This is a genomic window from Nonlabens antarcticus (assembly GCF_015356755.1).
GTDB classification, from domain to species: domain Bacteria; phylum Bacteroidota; class Bacteroidia; order Flavobacteriales; family Flavobacteriaceae; genus Nonlabens; species Nonlabens antarcticus.
Window position 1 is genome coordinate 576,840 of record NZ_JADFCO010000066.1, and the last position, 18,158, is coordinate 594,997.

Annotated in this window: 10 protein-coding genes; 5 read left to right on the forward strand and 5 right to left on the reverse strand. The window is 37.9% G+C overall.

Translation table 11 applies throughout. The annotated features are described in order from the left end of the window. Positions 1-193: 193 nt before the first annotated feature. The 3 genes from IQ282_RS13635 to IQ282_RS13645 are packed head-to-tail and all read right to left on the reverse strand — an operon-like array spanning position 194 to position 5,653. The gene (locus tag IQ282_RS13635; protein ID WP_194852424.1) at positions 194-1,510 is read right to left on the reverse strand and encodes a TolC family protein; all 1,317 of its coding nucleotides are present in this window, start codon (positions 1,508-1,510) and stop codon (positions 194-196) included. Next, a complete protein-coding gene (locus IQ282_RS13640; protein WP_194852425.1) occupies positions 1,497-4,586 on the reverse strand; it encodes an efflux RND transporter permease subunit in 3,090 nt (1,029 codons plus the stop codon). Before IQ282_RS13640 ends, IQ282_RS13635 begins: the two co-directional genes overlap by 14 nt. Further along, positions 4,583-5,653, reverse strand: a complete 1,071-nt coding sequence (locus tag IQ282_RS13645) for an efflux RND transporter periplasmic adaptor subunit (protein ID WP_194852426.1) — start codon at positions 5,651-5,653, stop codon at positions 4,583-4,585. The genes IQ282_RS13640 and IQ282_RS13645 overlap by 4 nt, the downstream gene beginning before the upstream one ends. Before the next feature lie 508 nt (positions 5,654-6,161). Here IQ282_RS13645 and IQ282_RS13650 point away from each other — a divergent pair. The 5 genes from IQ282_RS13650 (at position 6,162) to IQ282_RS13670 (ending at position 14,841) form a co-directional block, all read left to right on the forward strand. Then, on the forward strand, positions 6,162-6,476 hold the full coding sequence (locus tag IQ282_RS13650; RefSeq protein ID WP_228547339.1) for a DUF6660 family protein: 315 nt from the start codon (positions 6,162-6,164) through the stop codon (positions 6,474-6,476). Positions 6,477-6,597: 121 nt separating this feature from the next. Continuing rightward, positions 6,598-11,034: a CusA/CzcA family heavy metal efflux RND transporter gene (locus tag IQ282_RS13655; protein ID WP_194852427.1), complete on the forward strand. Its 4,437-nt coding sequence runs from the start codon at positions 6,598-6,600 to the stop codon at positions 11,032-11,034. A 2-nt stretch (positions 11,035-11,036) separates the two neighbouring features. Further along, the gene (locus tag IQ282_RS13660) at positions 11,037-12,227 is read left to right on the forward strand and encodes an efflux RND transporter periplasmic adaptor subunit (protein ID WP_194852428.1); all 1,191 of its coding nucleotides are present in this window, start codon (positions 11,037-11,039) and stop codon (positions 12,225-12,227) included. A 12-nt stretch (positions 12,228-12,239) separates the two neighbouring features. Beyond that, a complete protein-coding gene (locus tag IQ282_RS13665) occupies positions 12,240-12,665 on the forward strand; it encodes a Fur family transcriptional regulator (protein WP_194852429.1) in 426 nt (141 codons plus the stop codon). 211 nt (positions 12,666-12,876) lie between these two features. Then, complete coding sequence (locus IQ282_RS13670; RefSeq protein WP_194852430.1) at positions 12,877-14,841, forward strand: heavy metal translocating P-type ATPase; 1,965 nt, start codon at positions 12,877-12,879, stop codon at positions 14,839-14,841. Between the two features lie 281 nt (positions 14,842-15,122). Here IQ282_RS13670 and IQ282_RS13675 read toward each other — a convergent pair whose 3' ends face one another. Both IQ282_RS13675 and IQ282_RS13680 read right to left on the reverse strand, forming a co-directional pair. Continuing rightward, positions 15,123-15,500 (reverse strand): response regulator, encoded by a 378-nt coding sequence (locus tag IQ282_RS13675; protein WP_194852431.1) that lies wholly within the window; start codon positions 15,498-15,500, stop codon positions 15,123-15,125. Between the two features lie 2 nt (positions 15,501-15,502). Then, the gene (locus tag IQ282_RS13680) at positions 15,503-17,851 is read right to left on the reverse strand and encodes a PAS domain-containing sensor histidine kinase (RefSeq protein ID WP_194852432.1); all 2,349 of its coding nucleotides are present in this window, start codon (positions 17,849-17,851) and stop codon (positions 15,503-15,505) included. Between the last annotated feature and the right edge of the window lie 307 nt (positions 17,852-18,158).

Here is an 18,158-nt window from a genome sequence, read left to right on the forward strand (position 1 = left end):
TTTACTTTTAACTGTACCATTAAGATAAAGACTAAAATGTCTATGAGAATAAAGTAGGAAGTTATTATACAACTTTTCCTAAATGGACATTTATCTATACTGTTGCCTCGCTAAAGCTTACTAAGAGTATCAACTTAGCTTTGAATATCTAAACTGAAATCAAAATCTTAAAGAGCTAGAAAACAAAAAGTATCTAAAGAGTCAAACTTCCAGTTAATTGCTTAAGAATTGTTTCAGATAATTTTGCTTGGTATTTTGCTTCGCTCAATCGCACTCTGGCATTTATATAGTTTAATTGTGCTGTCCTAAATTCAATCGTAGGAATTGTTCCTATGTCATATTTTGCTAATGTGATATCGAGATTCTCTTTATTGATTTCCTCATTCTCACTTTCTAATTCTATTAAACCGATATTCGTTATATAAGTTTGGTAGGCAGATGCTAACTGTGACATAATCATTTGTGTTTGTTGTTCAATGATTATTTCAGTATTCTCTAATTGAAGTTTTGCGATTTTTTCATTTCGGCTCTGATTGTTCCCGTTGAAAATATCGATGCTTGCGCTGAAGCCATAATTCCAACCCTGTGCGCTATTTTGTTTTGTAAATCCTAAGCTCGATTCAGAATCACTGAAGTTATAACCAGTATTTGCAGTAACAGTAGGATATCGATTTCCTTTTACATCTTTCAATTCTAATTCCGCAATACGTTTTTTAATAAGCTGCGCTTGAAGTTCTGGATTTTGTGCTTTGGCTAATTTTTCTAAATCAGCTAGCACTAAATCTTGTTGAACCAACATGTCGTTTTCCACCTTAAAATCTATAGTCACACTCCTGGCCATAAATTCATTGAGGCGGATTTTAGTATTTGCATACAGTTCGTTTTGTCTTACGAATAATGTTCTATCTGTATTTAAATCTACTTGCGCATTTAAAACCTCAAGTTTTGAAACTTTCCCGATGCTAAAACGGTTATCTGCAAGTTCTACGCGCTGCTGGGAAATCGTCAGAGTACTATCTAAAGCAGACAATTGTTGCTGCTGTTGCACGAGATCATAATAAGTGATCATAACATCGCTCACTCGACCTAGAACGGTAAATTGCAATTCTGCTTTACCTAGGTTTTCCATCTCCTTAAGCTTATCATACCTAGCAAACATGCTAAAGCCATCAAATATGGTCCAATCCAGACCGACTCCATAACTTAGATTATTATTTTTAGCACCATCTAAATCGATTTGAGTTCCATCATTTCGAGTTTGAGAGATGTTCTGTGTTCTATTGTCTGTGTCTGCAGAAGCAAATACTCTTGGAAGCATTCCTGCAAAACCAGGACTTACCGACATTTCATCAATCTCCAAGTCTTTGCTCGCCAAACGAATCTCATAATTGTTTTCTAATGCGATTTCAAGAGCATTCTCAAGAGTAAGTAAATCTTGAGCAGTTGTCTGTACAGTAATCATCCCGAACATTAAACTCAACAGCAAAGCAATAAATTTACTCTTTATCATAGCGCTCTATTTTATCAAATTCCACAGAATGGCTTTTTTCTCGCGACCATAACATATAAATGGAAGGGATTATAAAAAGGGTTAGGATTAAGGAAAAAATGGTTCCACCTATAATAACAACACCCATTCCGATGCGACTGGTAGAAGCTGCTCCTAGTGATAATGCAATAGGGAGTGCGCCTAAGGCAATGGTTAAGCTAGTCATTAAAATGGGACGTAAACGTGATTCTGAAGCTTTTACAATCGCGTCATATTTTGCCATTCCTTCCTCTCGCAACTGATTAGCAAATTCTACGATTAAAATTCCATTTTTGGTAACTAGACCTATGAGCATAATGGTCCCAATCTGGCTAAAAATATTCCACGATTGACCGGTTAACCATAAGGAGAATAGCGCTCCAGCAACTGCCATAGGTACGGTGAGAATAATTACAAATGGATCGATGAAACTCTCGAACTGTGCCGCTAAAATCAAGAATATTAGCAGCAGAGCTAGACCGAACGCAAATAAAGTATTGGAGCTACTTTCAACAAAATCTCGTGATTCTCCACCTAGATCAGTTGTAAAGGTTTCATCTAAAATTTTTTCTTTAATAGACTCCATAGCATCTATTCCATCATTGATACTCATTCCTGGAACTAGACTGGCAGAGACCGTCGCAGACATATATCTATTGTTATGATATAATTGAGGTGGGCTGCTGTGTTCTTCTGTAGATACTAGGTTGTCCATTTGAATCAAATCCCCCTTGTCATTTTTTACATACATCGACTTTAAATCCATAGGAGCATCTCGATCCTTCTTATCAAATTGACCAATGACTTGATATTGCTTACCATTCATCATGAAATAACCAAAGCGCTGTCCACTTAGTGAGAGCTGTAAGGTTTGTGCTACATCGAGAACAGAAACTCCTAAGCTCTTTGCCTTATCACGGTCAATGGTAACATAAATTTCAGGCTTGTTGAACTTCAAGTCTACATCTGTATTTGCAAATACTGGGTTCTTTTCAGCTTCTGCCATGAATTCTGGAATCTTTTCCTCTAGCTTTTCAAAATTTTGAGCCTGTATAATATATTGAATTGGCATTCCACCTCTTCGATTTACAGCGATTGTTGGTGTTTCTGAAACACTGGTACGGGCGTTTTCAAAATCCTTAGTCCATCGAGTAAGGTCATCAGCAATTTCCTTTTGGGATCGTTCCCGTTCACTTGGGTCTACTAGGGAGATAATTGCTCGACCACTATTTACAGATGATGATCCATAACCGGGAGAAGTAATTATTAAGCTCACCTTTTTTTCAGGAATAGAGTCATTAATTAATTCTGTAATTTCAGTCATAAAGCGATCCATATATTCATAAGATGCTCCCTCTTGAGCAGATACATTAACGCGCACATAACTGCGATCATCGTAGGGAGCAGTTTCTTTTTTAAGAAGATTGAAAAATAATGCAATCATCAAAAGACAGGCAACTAAAATCGGAAAGCTCAACCATTTCTTCTTCATAAAAGTTCGAAGAGAACTTGCGTATTTAGCATTCATTTTCATAAAATATCGCTCAGTCACTTCGTAAAACTTAGAATGCTTTTGTTTACCGGGCTTCATTAAATATGCGTTCAACATAGGAGTCAAGGACAACGAGACAAATGCAGAGATAAGCACAGCGGATGCAATTACTACACCGAATTCCCTAAACAAACGTCCTACGAACCCTTCTAGAAATATCACGGGTAGAAATACAGCCGCCAAAGTGATCGATATAGAAATAACAGCAAAGAAAATTTCGTTAGACCCCTTGATGGCAGCTTCAATAGGTGACATACCTTCTTCCACCTTTTTATAAATATTTTCCGTCACTACAATACCGTCATCTACAACCAGACCGGTTGCTAGAACAATAGCAAGAAGTGTCAAAACATTTATGGAAAAGCCGAACATCCACATTATAAAAAAGGTCGCAATCAAGGAAACGGGTATGTCAATCAAAGGCCTGAGTGCAATGGACCAATTTCTAAAAAATAAAAAAATCACTAAAATCACTAATACAATGGAAATAGCTAGTGTCTCAACAACTTCAACAATAGATCGTTTGACAAAGCGTGTGTCATCTATAACCACGTTGATTTTAAAATCTTCAGGAAGATCTTGTTTCAACTTTTCAAACTCCTCATAGAAAGCATCAGCAATCGCAACATAGTTTGCGCCTGGTTGTGGAACAATGGCCATAGCCACCATGGGCTGACCAGAATCACTCAATTTAGTTTCCATGTTTTCTGCTTCCAGTGTGGCATTACCTACATCACTGAATCTTACGATTTTCTCACCATCAGCGGTAATGATGATATTATTGAACTCTTCCTGCGTGGAAAGGTTCCCTATCGTTTTTACCGTCAACTCAGTATTTGCTCCCGATAATTTACCGGAGGGCAATTCTACGTTCTGTGCTGATAATGCCTGACGAACCTCAGATACCGTCACTCCATAAGAAGCCAGTTTTATAGGATCAATCCAGAGTCGCATGGCATATTTACGCTGTCCCCAGATTTGCACGCTACTCACCCCAGGAATGGTTTGCAGTCGTTGGGCAAGAACGTTGTCCGCATAATCAGATAATTCAAGAATGTTCCTGTTATCACTTTGGACCGTCATTGATATTATTGCCCTAGAATCTGCATCAGCCTTAGAAACTACAGGTGGCGCATCTAGATCTTCTGGTAGACTTCGTACTGCCTGAGAAACCTTGTCCCGCACGTCATTGGCGGCTTCTTCAAGGTCTTTATCAAGATTGAATTCAATATTGATCCTGCTGGAACCCTGGTTACTAGAAGAGGTTATGTTCCTAATGCCATCGATGCCATTAATTGATTTCTCAAGCGGCTCTGTAATTTGAGATTCAATAATATCTGAATTTGCACCAGAGTAGCTCGTGCTTACAGATATTTGTGCTGGATCAATAGATGGGAATTCTCGAACTCCTAGATAAGTGTACCCTATAATTCCAAACAATAGTATGGCCAGGTTCATTACAATGGTAAGTACAGGCCGCTTGATGCTTAAGGTTGATAAACTCACTGCTTGTCAGATTTATTCAATTCAACTTTCACAGGAGAACCATTCTTCAAAGACATTACTCCTGAAGTCAGAATAGTATCACCCGCTTTTATTCCTGAAAGGATTCGGACCATGCGATCTGTTCTGGTTCCTGTTTCTACCTTTACTTCCTGAGCTTTTCCTCCTTTTGAAACAAAAATAACTTTACCGTTTTGAACAGGTATCAGTGATTCCGTAGGAACTAGAATGGCATCATTAACCGTTTGTAAGGGTAACGTCACATTAGCAAATGTTCCAGGATATAATTTTCCCTCTTTATTATCTGCAATGGCTCTCACCTTTAAAGTTCTGGTAGCAATATCCACTTGAGGTTCAATAGCATAAATAGTTGCACTGTATTCCTCACCAGCATCTGATGTGCTAAAAGTCAGCGGATTCCCTACTTTCATTTGTGAAGCATATTTTCCAGGTATGGAAAATGTGATTTTGAGCTGGCTTGTATTTACCAGTTTTGCTATAGGGGTTGCTGGCGTTACATAAGTTCCTTTTGAAATGGAACGCAATCCTATAGTTCCAGAAAAAGGCGCACGCACCTTAGTCTTGTATAATTGTGCAGCAATTAGGTCAGATTCCGCCTTTGCTGATTGAAAGTTAGCATTGGAAACATCAAAATCTTCCTGACTTATAGCCTGCTTTTCAAGAAGGAGTTTAGCACGTCTTTGATTTTCAGAAGCTAATTGTTGACCTGTTTTTACCTTAGACAGTTGTGCTCGCAACTCCACATCATTCACGCTTAATAACAGCTGCCCTTTTGAAACTTTCGCTCCTTCCTCAAAATTAATATTTTCAACGACTCCTGATATTTCTGAACGAATATCAATCTCTTCATTAGCTTCTAATGTGCCAGAAAGAACCAGGTTATCCTCGAAGACTCTCGTCTCTAAAACCTCTCCTTGAACCGTCATTGCAGACGGCGCTTTTCTAGCGTTGTCTGAATTGTTTATTTTTTTATTCTCCATTATTCTGTAAATAATTAGAGCAATAATTCCAAGTGCAATAATGGAATAAATCAAATATCTTTTTTTCATTAAAAAGGAGAATTGAGTGCTGTTAGATAAGAGTCAGTAATTTTCACAAATTTAATTGTTAATACAAGTAAATGGGAACCTTGATCATAATTTAACAAATCGCAGTTTGTTCATTTTATAAAATTGACAATATATTAGAATAGAGCATTTTAAATCAGTATAAACGATGTCAAGCCATTTAAATATTGTCATTTGCTACAATTCAAAGTCTATGATCATTGCCTATAGCGCTTTAAAAATATTTCTAATTCGGCTCAATAGATTATTGGCAGGTTTTCAAGGAGAGTTTTACCGTGTCATATAAAAGTTAAAAAAGATGATGCGTTATTTTAATATTCTTAGAATAAGAATTTCACCATTTCGGTAACTAAAATTCATTGAACTAAATAATGCTCATAGAATCAACAAGTCTAGAAACCACGACATTTAAAAGAGTGAAATTTAATCGAATCCAGTTATATTTTGCTGAGTTTGCAACACAGTTGCAGGTTTCTTCTATTATCTTTGCATGGTGAGATACCTAGCAATCATATTATCGGTTTATTTCTTGTCACTCGGCTTTGCTCCGTGTCAAGATGCCATCGTTGATTCACAGGTCACTTCTTTAGAAGTTACACAGAATGCTACTGTTGATCACGATCACGCAGCAGTAGATCTTTGTACCCCTTTCTGTCAATGTCATTGCTGTCATGTCCACACTTTAGACGTGGGAATAGTGGCTTTTGAACCAGTTAAGTCTGATTTAATGCAAAAAGGCTTCTTCCATTTTGACAGTATTGGAAAGGATATTTCTCATTCTCTACTACAACCCCCACGAGTATAAACTCGATTTCTTAGGATAATTACATCCAGTTTTAATATTTCTAATATTAGTGATATTGAATCAATTTTCGCTTTCGCGAAAGCGAACCCTTATTTTTTTAACTGAATAAATGCCTTGATCCATGATTAATAAAATCATTGATTTTTCAATCAATAATAAATTTATTATTGGGCTACTTACACTCGCAATGATGGTTGCGGGAATATGGAGTATGACCCAAGTTCCCATAGATGCCGTGCCTGATATTACAAATAATCAAGTACAAGTCATCACACAATCCCCTAATCTAGGAACGGAGGATATTGAACAATTTGTTACTTACCCGGTGGAAGTCGCGATGAGTAATTTACCTAATGTTCAAGAAATCCGCTCCGTTTCAAGATTTGGTTTATCTGTCGTCACTATTGTTTTTGATGATGAGGTCGGTACCTACTTACCACGGCAACTGGTTGCAGAAAAACTAACCGAGGTGCAAGATCAAATTCCCATGGGATTTGGTGAGCCCTCAATGGGTCCCATTTCTACAGGTTTAGGTGAGATTTATCAATACACTCTGGAGGTAGACGATTCCATGCAAGGAACCTACAGTGCGATAGAATTACGTTCCATGCAAGACTGGATCGTGCGCCGTCAAATGGCAATGGTTCCTGGAGTTGTTGAGGTAAATGCCTTCGGTGGTCAACAGAAACAATATGAGGTTGAGGTTGACCCAGGTGAGTTGCGAGCCATTGGAATTACCATTTCTGATGTATTTTCTGCACTAGAAAATAACAATCAGAACACTGGTGGTGCTTACATCGAGCGCAATCATCAAGCAAATTTTATACGCGGTGAAGGTCTGGCAAGAACGGTGAGTGATATTGAGAATACCGTGGTGAAAATCAATAATGGTGTTCCTATTAAAATTAAGGATGTAGGTTCTGTAAATATAGGTGGTGCCGTACGTTATGGAGCACTGACTAAAGATGGAAAGGGAGAAGCTGTAGGCGGTATGATTTTGATGCTTAAAGGAGCTAATTCCAACGAGGTAATAAATAACGTGACAAATCGTATTGAGCAAATTCAAAAATCGCTTCCTGATGGAGTTACTATTGTTCCCTTTCTAGACCGTAGCGAGTTGATTGCTGAAACTACTGGAACCGTTACTGGCAACTTGCTAGAAGGTGGATTGATTGTGATTTTTGTACTGGTGCTCTTGCTAGGAAACTGGCGCGGTGGTCTGATTGTAGCATCTACAATCCCATTGTCCTTATTGTTTGCTTTTATTCTAATGTACACGTTTGACGTCTGGGCAAACTTGATGAGTTTAGGAGCTATTGACTTCGGGATTATTGTGGATGGCTCGGTGATTATTGTTGAAGCTACTGTTTTTATGATGTATTCCTATATCGTAAAGAAGAAAAAAATAAGTGATGAAAAAGCTTTAGCCAGTGCTGCTGGAAACGATGCTAATATTACTAAGCATGATCCAAAGTTAAATGATGAGGTAGCTGCCAAAGCATCAAAGAAAATGATGAATGCCGCCTTTTTCGGTCAGCTTATCATTTTGATTGTATTCTTGCCTATACTCGCATTAGAAGGTGTTGAGGGTAAAATGTTCCAGCCTATGGCTTTGACATTTATTTTTGCAATGATAGGAGCAATGATTCTTTGTCTTACTTATGTTCCTATGGTTTCTGCTTTGTTTTTGCGGGTTCCGAAAAATAATAAGAGATCTTACGGAGACAAATTTGTGCAATGGGTAGAACGAAAATACGAGCCATTACTTGCTAAATCTCTTTCAAAAGGGAAGGTGATTGTAGGTATTGCAGTAGCTCTATTCCTAGTCGCTATTTTTGCCTTTTCTAGAATGGGAGGTGAATTTATTCCACAGTTAGATGAAGGAGACATAGCTTTTCATGCCATTTTAAAACCAGGAAGTTCGCTATCAGAAACCATTGAAACTACTACTAGAATTGAGCAAATTGTTAAAGCTGAGTTTCCAGAAGCAATTACAGTAATTAGTCGCATAGGTGTTGCAGATGTTCCAACGGATCCTATGCCCATGGACATTGCAGATGTATTTGTGATTTTGAAACCTACTGATGAATGGACCAGTGCTGATTCAAAGGATGAATTAGTAGATAAATTGAAGGAAGCCGTAAGTATAGTTCCGGGAGTGAATTTTGAATTTACCCAGCCCATAGAAATGCGATTTAATGAATTGATTACTGGGGTAAGGGAAGATGTAGCGATCAAACTGTTTGGGGAAGACCTTAAAATATTGGCAAGTAAGGCAGAAGAAATGGGGAAACTCATTTCTACCATCCCAGGAGTAGGTGATTTGAAAGTGGAAGCTATCGATGGTTTGCCACAGATCACCATTAATTATAACAGAAACAAACTGGCACAATATGGCTTACAAATTAATGAGCTTAATAGTGTAGTCCAGGCTGCCTTTGCAGGTGGTAAAGCAGGTGTTATTTTTGAGGGAGAGAGGCGTTTTGACTTGGTCGTGCGACTCAAGGAAGAGAATCGGGCTGGTATTGACGATATTCAAAACTTATTTATCAACCTTCCTTCTGGAGAGCAGATCCCGCTTAGAGAAGTGGCTTCTATCTCTTACGAACCAGGGCCTATGCAAATAAGTCGGGATAACACAAACCGTAGAACTTATGTGGGAATTAACATAAGGGATCGAGATGTAAAATCTGTTGTGGAAGATATTCAAGCAAAGCTGGATGCAGAATTTGAATTGCCACCAGGATATTTTATTCGTTATGGTGGTGCTTTTGAAAATCTCGAAAGAGCTAGCAATCGATTAAAAACAGTCGTTCCCATCGCCTTGCTATTGATTTTTATCCTCATTTATTTTGCGCTCAAATCATTGCCTCAAACCATTATGATTTACCTCGCAATCCCTATGGCTACCATAGGTGGAGTTTTTGCATTATGGCTGCGGGATATGCCTTTTAGTATCTCTGCTGGAGTAGGATTTATTGTTCTTTTTGGAGTTGCAGTATTGAATGGGCTGGTGATGATTAGTGGTTTGAACGAGCTGAAAGAAGAAGGAGTTACTAATTTAAAAGACCGGATTTTCCAAGGTACAAAACGCAGAATACGACCTATTATGCTAACAGCGCTAACGGATATTCTAGGATTCTTACCCATGGCAATCTCAGCATCTGCTGGAGCGGAGGTGCAGCGACCACTAGCCACAGTTGTTATAGGTGGATTGCTAACCTCCACATTATTGACGCTATTCATTCTCCCTATATTCTATCAATGGGTAGAGAAAAGATCAGAACGAAAGATGAAATTGAATCCCAACTATGTTACGGCTATCGCTGGTATTTGTTTACTTTTTGCACTGCCCTATGTAGTTAATGCGCAAACGGGATCTGTGAAGAATGAGACAACAATCGATCAAGGTATAAATGCTCTAGAAGCCTTTCCTGAAATATCTATAGATAGCTCGGTTTCACTAGCAATGCGCAACTATCCTTTACTGCAAAGGGGAAGGCTAGAAATTGACCGTCAATATGCTTTGAATAAAAATACAGCTGATCTAGGTACAACCAAGGTTTTTACCGGTGGTGAGGAGATTTCTGACGATAGAGGAATATATACGTTGATAGGCATAGGTCAACAAGATATCGATCTGTTTGGGCTAGGTGCTAGAAAAAGATTGCAACAACAAAATGTTGCACTTGCCATTGCGGCCTATGATTTATCAGAAATCCAGGTCGTTCAAGAAGTTAAAACAGCTTGGTCTAACGCTTTTCAGAGCAAACGAAAGATGAATCTTTACAGGGAATTGGATTCCACATATGCGCAATTTGCAAAAGCTGTGGAACTAAACCTGGAGGTGGAAGCTATCTCACGTTTGGAGTACGCATCTGCTAAAAATCAGGCATTGCAAATTGAGAATAAGTACCAGCAAGCGCAAAGTGATTATGCCATCGCCTTGCAAAAACTTAATCTTTGGTTGGGTTCAGAATTATTTAGGACTGTGCCAAATGATTATGAACCCGATGTAGTTCCTAAGGCTTTGAATGATTTAGTTATTGGACATCCTGAATTGTTGCTTTCGCGAAAGCGAATAGATGCAGCTGAAGCAAACTATGATGTTGCAAAAAACAACTTACTGCCTAAATTTAATTTACAAGGAGGAATCCAGAGAGTGAATGGCAGTAGCGGTTTTTATAGTTATCAGGCAGGTATTACCATACCGCTACTTTCAGGTCCAGATCGCAGCATGGTAAAAGCTGCGGAAATTGAAAATAAAATAGCAAAATCTGAAGCTGATTTTAAAGAACGACAAATACAATCTCAATACCTTCAAGCAGTTCAATCTTTTGAAAAATGGCGAGAAACCTGGCGATTCTATAAAACTGAATCCCTGCCACTCGCCCTTGAACAGCGTCAAGGTGCCCTTCTCGCTTACCGGGAAGGAGCTGTTGATTATTCAGCATTTACACAGTTAATCCGCGATGCGATAACAACAGAAATGAATGCGCTGGAAGCACTCGATAATTATTTAAACGCACAATTCCAATTGGAATATTATACACAATAAAAATGAAGAAATTAAATACAGTGAAATGGATGTGGCTTATGGCAATCCTTATAGTTACTACAGCCTGCACCGACTCAAAATCAGAGGGGTCAGAGGTATCAGAAGAAAATAATGAAGAATCAACCGGTGTTACCGTGGTAGAAGCCATGTTAACACAACGACAGTTTGATGCATTGCAAATGAATATTGACACGGTACAAACCCGCAATATAAGTGGGTATGTAGAGGCTAATGGCCAACTGGAAGTGCCTCCTCAAAATGAGGCTACTATTACCACAGCGGTAGGGGCAAACGTGGTTTCCATTGAAGTCATAGAAGGCGATGCTGTTAAAAAAGGACAAAGTGTTGCTTACATCTCGCATCCTAATATTATAGAAAGACAAACGGCTTATCTAAATGCATATAGCAACAGTCAACTGCTTAAAAAATCCTTTGATAGGCAAAAAACTTTATATGATGCTGGTGTAGGGAGTGGCGCAAATTACCAAAGCGCAGATGCAGAATACACGGCCTCCCTTGCAATGGTAAATGGTATGGAAGCACAATTATTACAATTGAATATCAACGCAGCTGGAGTGAGAAAAGGAACCATTTATCAACGTGTGGCGCTGCGCAGTCCTATTGAAGGATTTGTGCAGAAAGTAAATGTTAGAATGGGTCAATATGTGGAGCCGCAGTCAGACTTGATGAATATTGTCAACACGCATCATGTGCATGCAGATCTTATGGTTTATGAAAAAGATGTCTATAAAATAAGTGTGGGACAGAAGGTGAATTTTAATATCCAATCCTTGAAAGGAAAAGAATTAACGGCAAAAATCTACTCCATCAGCAAGACTTTTGAAGAAGGACCTAAAGCGTTACATGTCCACGCGGAAATCGATAATAAAGAAGGGAATTTGATACCAGGAATGTATATACAAGGCCGTATTCTGACAGATGAAAATAGGGTAATTGCTTTTCCTGAAGGCGCTATTGCCGTTGATGGTGACAAAGCTTTTGTTTTTAGAGCAGATCCAGAGGGCGAGGACTGGAGTTTCAAACCTATGGAAGTTACAAGAGGTACTAAGGACGGTGAATGGATCCCAGTAACTTTCCTAGAAGAGTATGAGGACAATGTTCAATTTGCTATGAATAACGCATACTACTTAATGGCCGAAATGAAGAAGGGTGATGCAGGACATAGCCATTAATACGGTTTAAAAATGACTGATATTGAAGAGATCTTGATGAATCATGATGTTCGTCCCACAGCGATGCGCATTTTGATTTATAAGTATATGGCAAACAAAAATATAGCCGTGACTTTAAGTGATATGGAGACCGCTTTCGCGAAAGCGGAACGCACCACATTATACCGCACCTTAAAAACATTTGAAGAAAACGGAATTGCACATCAGATAGACGATGGAACAGGAATCGCCAAATATGCTTTATGTGAAAATGGATGCAATTGTGAGATAGATCAGGACTTACACTTGCACTTTCATTGCACAAACTGCGATGAGACGATTTGCTTGACAGAGCATAAAATCCCACACATAAATCTTCCTACCGGTTATATAGCGGAGGATGTGAACCTTGTGATTACTGGAATATGCAAGAAGTGTACTGGAAAAAATGCACTATAGTTGCATCTATTTTTCGTGTAAATTGGACTACTGACTTAAAAAGCATAGTTCTGTTTTTGTAAATGAGTCAAAAAACCACTTATTTAATTAAGTGACAATATGTCCAATAAATAATATTTGAAAGGTATTTAACGACCTGAATAGGACTTAAATATGTCTGCGTTTATTGGCATAAATGAAAATAAGAGAAATTAACTTGGATATAAATTAAATGAGCAAGAAGAAGGCAAACCTTAAAGATATAGATCTGGATCAACATGCGGGCGAGCACAGCCACGATGATGGTCACAATCATAGCAGTCCAGAAAGTACATCGAAATTTAAAACCTACATACCAGCAATTTTCAGTTTTGTGTTGTTGATTGTGGGAATTACTTTAGATTATTTTGACGTTCCCTTTTTTGATAAATGGGTGAGGATTGTGTGGTATGTAGTGGCTTACGTTCCCGTAGGTTTTCCTGTTTTAACAGAAGGTTGGAACAGCATTAAAAAAGGTGATTTTTTCACTGAATTTTTATTGATGTCTATTGCAACTTTAGGAGCATTTGCCATAGGTGAATATCCTGAAGGCGTTGCGGTAATGTTATTTTATGCCGTAGGTGAACTTTTCCAGCAAGCCGCAGTTAATAGGGCAAAAGGTAATATCAAAGCCTTGCTAGATGTACGCCCTAACGAGGCCATCGTCTCTCGAGATGGTGATTATACATCAGTTAATCCTGAGTCTGTAGAGATAGGAGAAAAAATACAGGTAAGAGTAGGAGAGAAGGTACCGCTGGATGGTATCCTGCTTTCTGATAAAGGATCGTTCAATACCGCTGCATTGACAGGTGAAAGTAAACCAGATACCGTGCAAAAAGGAGCAGCAGTTTATGCGGGAAGTATTAACCTTGATGGTGTTATAGAGATAGAAACTACTAAAGAATTTAAGGACAGTTCCATCGCACGCATTTTAGATATGGTACAAAATGCCACCGCAAGAAAATCTAAAACAGAACTGTTCATTAGAAAATTTGCACGTATTTATACGCCTATTGTGGTCTTTCTCGCGATAGGACTCACGTTTGTTCCTTATTTATTTGTAGAAGATTACATTTTCAGCGATTGGTTGTACCGCGCATTAATTTTCTTGGTCATTTCTTGCCCTTGTGCTTTAGTGATATCCATTCCACTGGGGTATTTTGGTGGATTGGGTGCAGCTTCACGTAATGGCATCCTTTTTAAAGGAGCGTCATTCCTGGATGCGATGACTAAGGTAAATACCGTGGTGATGGATAAAACTGGTACGGTGACAAAAGGAGTTTTTAAGATAAAGAAGATTGAAAATATTTCCGCTTTCGCGAAAGCGGAATTCATGAAATACATCATGGCCATGGAAGAGCAGTCCACGCATCCCATCGCGAGAGCCATTATGGAATACAGGACTGAGGGATCAGAGTTCAAGGCTACAGATGTATCTGAAATTGCCGGAAAGGGGTTGAAGGGATCTGTAAATGGAAAGATTGTACTGGTAGGAAACAAAGCATTGATGACCTCGAATCAAATCACGGTGCCCGCTGAAACCGATTCTATTGTAGAGTCCATCGTTATGGTCGCCATTGAGGGTAGTTTTGCTGGTTATGTTACTATCGCAGATGAATTGAAGGAAGACGCGCATGAAGCGATAAAAGCAATACGTGATTCTGGAATTTCTAAAATAATCATGCTTTCTGGAGATAAAGATTCCATTACACAGCAAGTAGCTAAAGAATTAGGAATCGATTGGGCAAAAGGAGGATTGTTACCAGAAGATAAACTTAAGGAAGTTGAAAAATTAAAAGAACAAATAGGAGTTACGGTTGCTTTCATAGGAGATGGCATTAACGATGCTCCGGTTATAGCCACAAGTAATGTGGGGATAGCTATGGGTGGTTTAGGAAGTGATGTGACTATTGAGACAGCAGACATTATAATCCAAAACGATCAGCCTTCAAAAATTGCTCAAGCAATCAAAATCGGTCGTTCTACGAGACGCATCGTATGGCAAAATATAGCATTTGCCTTTGGGGTAAAAATTATTGTTCTAATCCTAGGTGCTGGAGGACTTGCCACCATGTGGGAAGCTGTATTTGCAGATGTAGGCGTTGCAATGCTAGCCATCTTAAATGCAGTCAGGTTGCAAAAAATGAAATGGGATTAATTTAATGAACTACATTCTAGAAGGTTGAATTAAAGCAATTGAAAAAAACTTAAAAATTCAACCTGCAAACTAGGCCTAACTTTTTGTTTCATTTTACAATAAAAATTATTTACAGTAAAGAATCGATTACAGGACTGAAGCTAATTGCGTTTGAATTGTTTGATCTCTTCTGTCCTTAGCATAATTCGTTTTCTAGCAACTCTTCCAGAATAGATCAATTCTCAAAAACAAATGTGAGATTTTGTTTGAAACAATATTGAAATGGATGGGAAATGGAAACTTTAGGGAATCATCTCGATGGCTGTTTCAATTTTAGAAATCAGATCATTAATTTCAAATGGTTTATCTAGAAAAAAGTCTGCACCTGCATTTGTAGTTTCAGTTCTAGCCTCCGGGTGCGCTGACATCATGATGATAGGGATTTCTTTATAAGCATCGTCGCTTTTCAAAGTTCGGCACGCATCACAGCCGTTAGCGCCGGACAATAGCATATCCATTAAAATTATATCTGGTGCTATTGACGCGACATGGTCAACAAAGTCATTGAGATTTTTAAGTTTGGCAGATTCCCAGCCTTGTATTTCAAACATCAGTTCGAGCATTTCAAGAATATTTTCTGAATCCTCAACGATTAATATTTTAGGTACTTTATTCTTCATGTTTAATTAATTATTGATGGTAAGGAAAAATAGAAGGTAGAGCCTTTTCCCTTTGCACTTTTCACACCTATTTTACCACGGTGCTTTTTAATGATATCTGCAGCGATAAAAAGACCTATACCAAAACCTGGAAATGTCTTTTCGTCGCTGCCTTCTTCTCTGAAAAATCTTTTGAAGACCTTCTTTTCGTTAGACTTATTTATGCCGATACCATAATCTGTCACGCTTACTGTAAGCGTTTTATTTTCAATTTCTACAGCAACGTCGATCGATTTAGACTCAGGAGCATATTTTACAGCATTGCTTAGGAAATTAATTAGCACTTGTCTAAGTCGTTCCTTATCTGCTTTGACGTTTACCTTAAGTTTTCCTGTTAGTTTATAGGTGTGATCAGGGTTAATGATTTCCTGTTGCTCTAACACATCATGAAGGAAGGGCTTAAACTCGAAAGTTGTTTTATCCAACTTCAAACCGCCAGATTTCATTTTTGATAAATCCAGAAGATCTCTGATAAGTCCAGTCAATAAGCTGATTTGTGAATCAATTGTATGGAGCGTTTTACTTAAAAAAAGATCATCGCCTTTTCCATATTTCATATTTAAAAGCTGTACATAACCCTTTATAGAAGTGACTGGGGTATTAAGTTCATGACTTGCCATGCCTATAAAAAGATCTTTTTGTCGCTCTTGGATCTTGAGTTCGTTAATGTTCATAGCGGCATTTGTATACCCATCAAATTTTCCATCTACATCATATCGAGGTACTCCTACACTTGAGATCCAGTTGTACATGCCATTCTTATCCTTTATTCTATACTCAAGATTAAATTCACTAGAGGTTTTTATTGCTTTCTCGTAGGTCTTTTTATAAATAATTAAATCTTGAGGATGTAAATATTGATCCAAAGTACTTCCGAAAAGTTCTTTTTTAGTGGTATTCAAGAAAGCAAGCCAGTGTTCATTTACAAACGTCAATTTGCCTGACACGTCCGTCATGACTATGAATGCTGGAGTATTGTTAGCTAATCGTTTGAACCTGCTCTCACTTTCCATGAGACTTGCATTTATTTTCTCTAGTAAATGCTCTTTTTCTTTTATCGCGTCTATGTTAGAACCAGTCACGGCAAAAGCTATGATCTTGCCTGTGGATTCTTCTATGATTTGCGAGAAATTAGTCAGCATCCATTGCGCCGTTAGGTCTATATTATTAATGAACCTTAATTCCATGGATAATTCACGGCCAGAAGACAATTCTCTCAATATCTCTCTGGCTTCGCTTTTATCAGCTAGGTGAAGACAGCTCAATATGTTTGTTTCATTACTAACAATATCTCCTAAATATTTTTCAGCTGCAGGATTATATCCCGTTATAATCCCTTTTTGATTGGTAAGAAGAATAAGCTCACTACTGTATTGAAATAAGGAAGTAAGTTTTTTTTGCTCGACTTCAATCTCGTACTGTTTTGTGATGTCTTGAATCACTCCATTAAACCTTGTAGCTATACGGTTTTCATCAAAGTAAACCATACCCTGTGCACGCACAACTCTATCTTTTCCAGGTTCATTTACTATGTTGTAAATGATATCGTATTTAGGTGACGTGTCAGGGTCTAAAGCATAAGTCATAGCTTCTTTAACTCTAGACTTGTCTGAATCAATAATTGTAGCTAAAAAATTTTCTATATCTAGCGATTGTGTACCTTCTTGATTGAACCATTTTTTCAATCGATCATTACCGTATAATATATTTTCTTTAGGCCGCCATTCCCAAGTTGCAATATTTGCAGCTTCCATTGCAAAGTGCAGTTGATTTCTACTCTCTTCAAGAGCTGAAAAGTTTTTCACTTTATCAGTGGTTTCCATTACAGTAACCAGTGCTCCACCTATATTACCTAATTTATCACGTACAGGACTGTAACTATACGTCCAGTAAACATCTTCTATCCTGCCATTTCTAACAATGGGGATTAATTCATCGCTACTCCAATTAGCTTGCGAGCCATTTTTTATTTTTGCGATTTCCGGACCTGCAACTTTATCCCACACATCACCTTCCCAGAAAATATGCGCGGGAACACCTAGTAATCTATCGATTTCAAACTCTAATCCTAATGAAGGTAGGTATGCATCATTAATAAAGCACCGGTTTTCATCTCCCCAAAATAAAATGTAAGGGAATTTCGAAGATATTATGGTATTTAATATGGTAATAAGCTGTGGTGACCATTGTTTTATATCACCCATTACGGTAGCTTTCCAGTCTTTATTCCTAATGGCTTCTCCCATTAATCCACCTTCAAATATCATAGGAATGTGAATGGATTCTGAGGAAGCAGTTAAATCTTTTGACATTTAAGCAGAGAAAGTTAGTTGGTGATGTAATGAGTTGATAAAACATGTAAATATACTCTTAAATAATAAATCTATAAAGCAAGTTTTAAAATTCAACGTACTGTTTATTAGGTGTTTAATATGTAATACTATAACTTTAGTCGTTTTATCGAACGACAATTTCGGGATTCTAAATCAATTGATATACAAGTCATTTATTAGCTGTTCCTAAATATTTTCTCAAAAATAAAACTCTATGAATTTAGGGATTTTCCGCCGGAGAATTTGATGAATCAAAATACATATAAGGCACATTAGTAAAAACGCT

Coding starts and splice junctions, on each gene's coding strand:
- IQ282_RS13635 (WP_194852424.1), bottom strand. CDS start 1,510: ATGATAAAGAGTAAATTTATTGCTTTGCTGTTGAGTTTAATGTTCGGG.
- IQ282_RS13645 (WP_194852426.1), bottom strand. CDS start 5,653: ATGAAAAAAAGATATTTGATTTATTCCATTATTGCACTTGGAATTATT.
- IQ282_RS13650 (WP_228547339.1), top strand. CDS start 6,162: ATGGTGAGATACCTAGCAATCATATTATCGGTTTATTTCTTGTCACTC.
- IQ282_RS13655 (WP_194852427.1), top strand. CDS start 6,598: ATGATTAATAAAATCATTGATTTTTCAATCAATAATAAATTTATTATT.
- IQ282_RS13660 (WP_194852428.1), top strand. CDS start 11,037: ATGAAGAAATTAAATACAGTGAAATGGATGTGGCTTATGGCAATCCTT.
- IQ282_RS13665 (WP_194852429.1), top strand. CDS start 12,240: ATGACTGATATTGAAGAGATCTTGATGAATCATGATGTTCGTCCCACA.
- IQ282_RS13670 (WP_194852430.1), top strand. CDS start 12,877: ATGAGCAAGAAGAAGGCAAACCTTAAAGATATAGATCTGGATCAACAT.
- IQ282_RS13675 (WP_194852431.1), bottom strand. CDS start 15,500: ATGAAGAATAAAGTACCTAAAATATTAATCGTTGAGGATTCAGAAAAT.
- IQ282_RS13680 (WP_194852432.1), bottom strand. CDS start 17,851: ATGTCAAAAGATTTAACTGCTTCCTCAGAATCCATTCACATTCCTATG.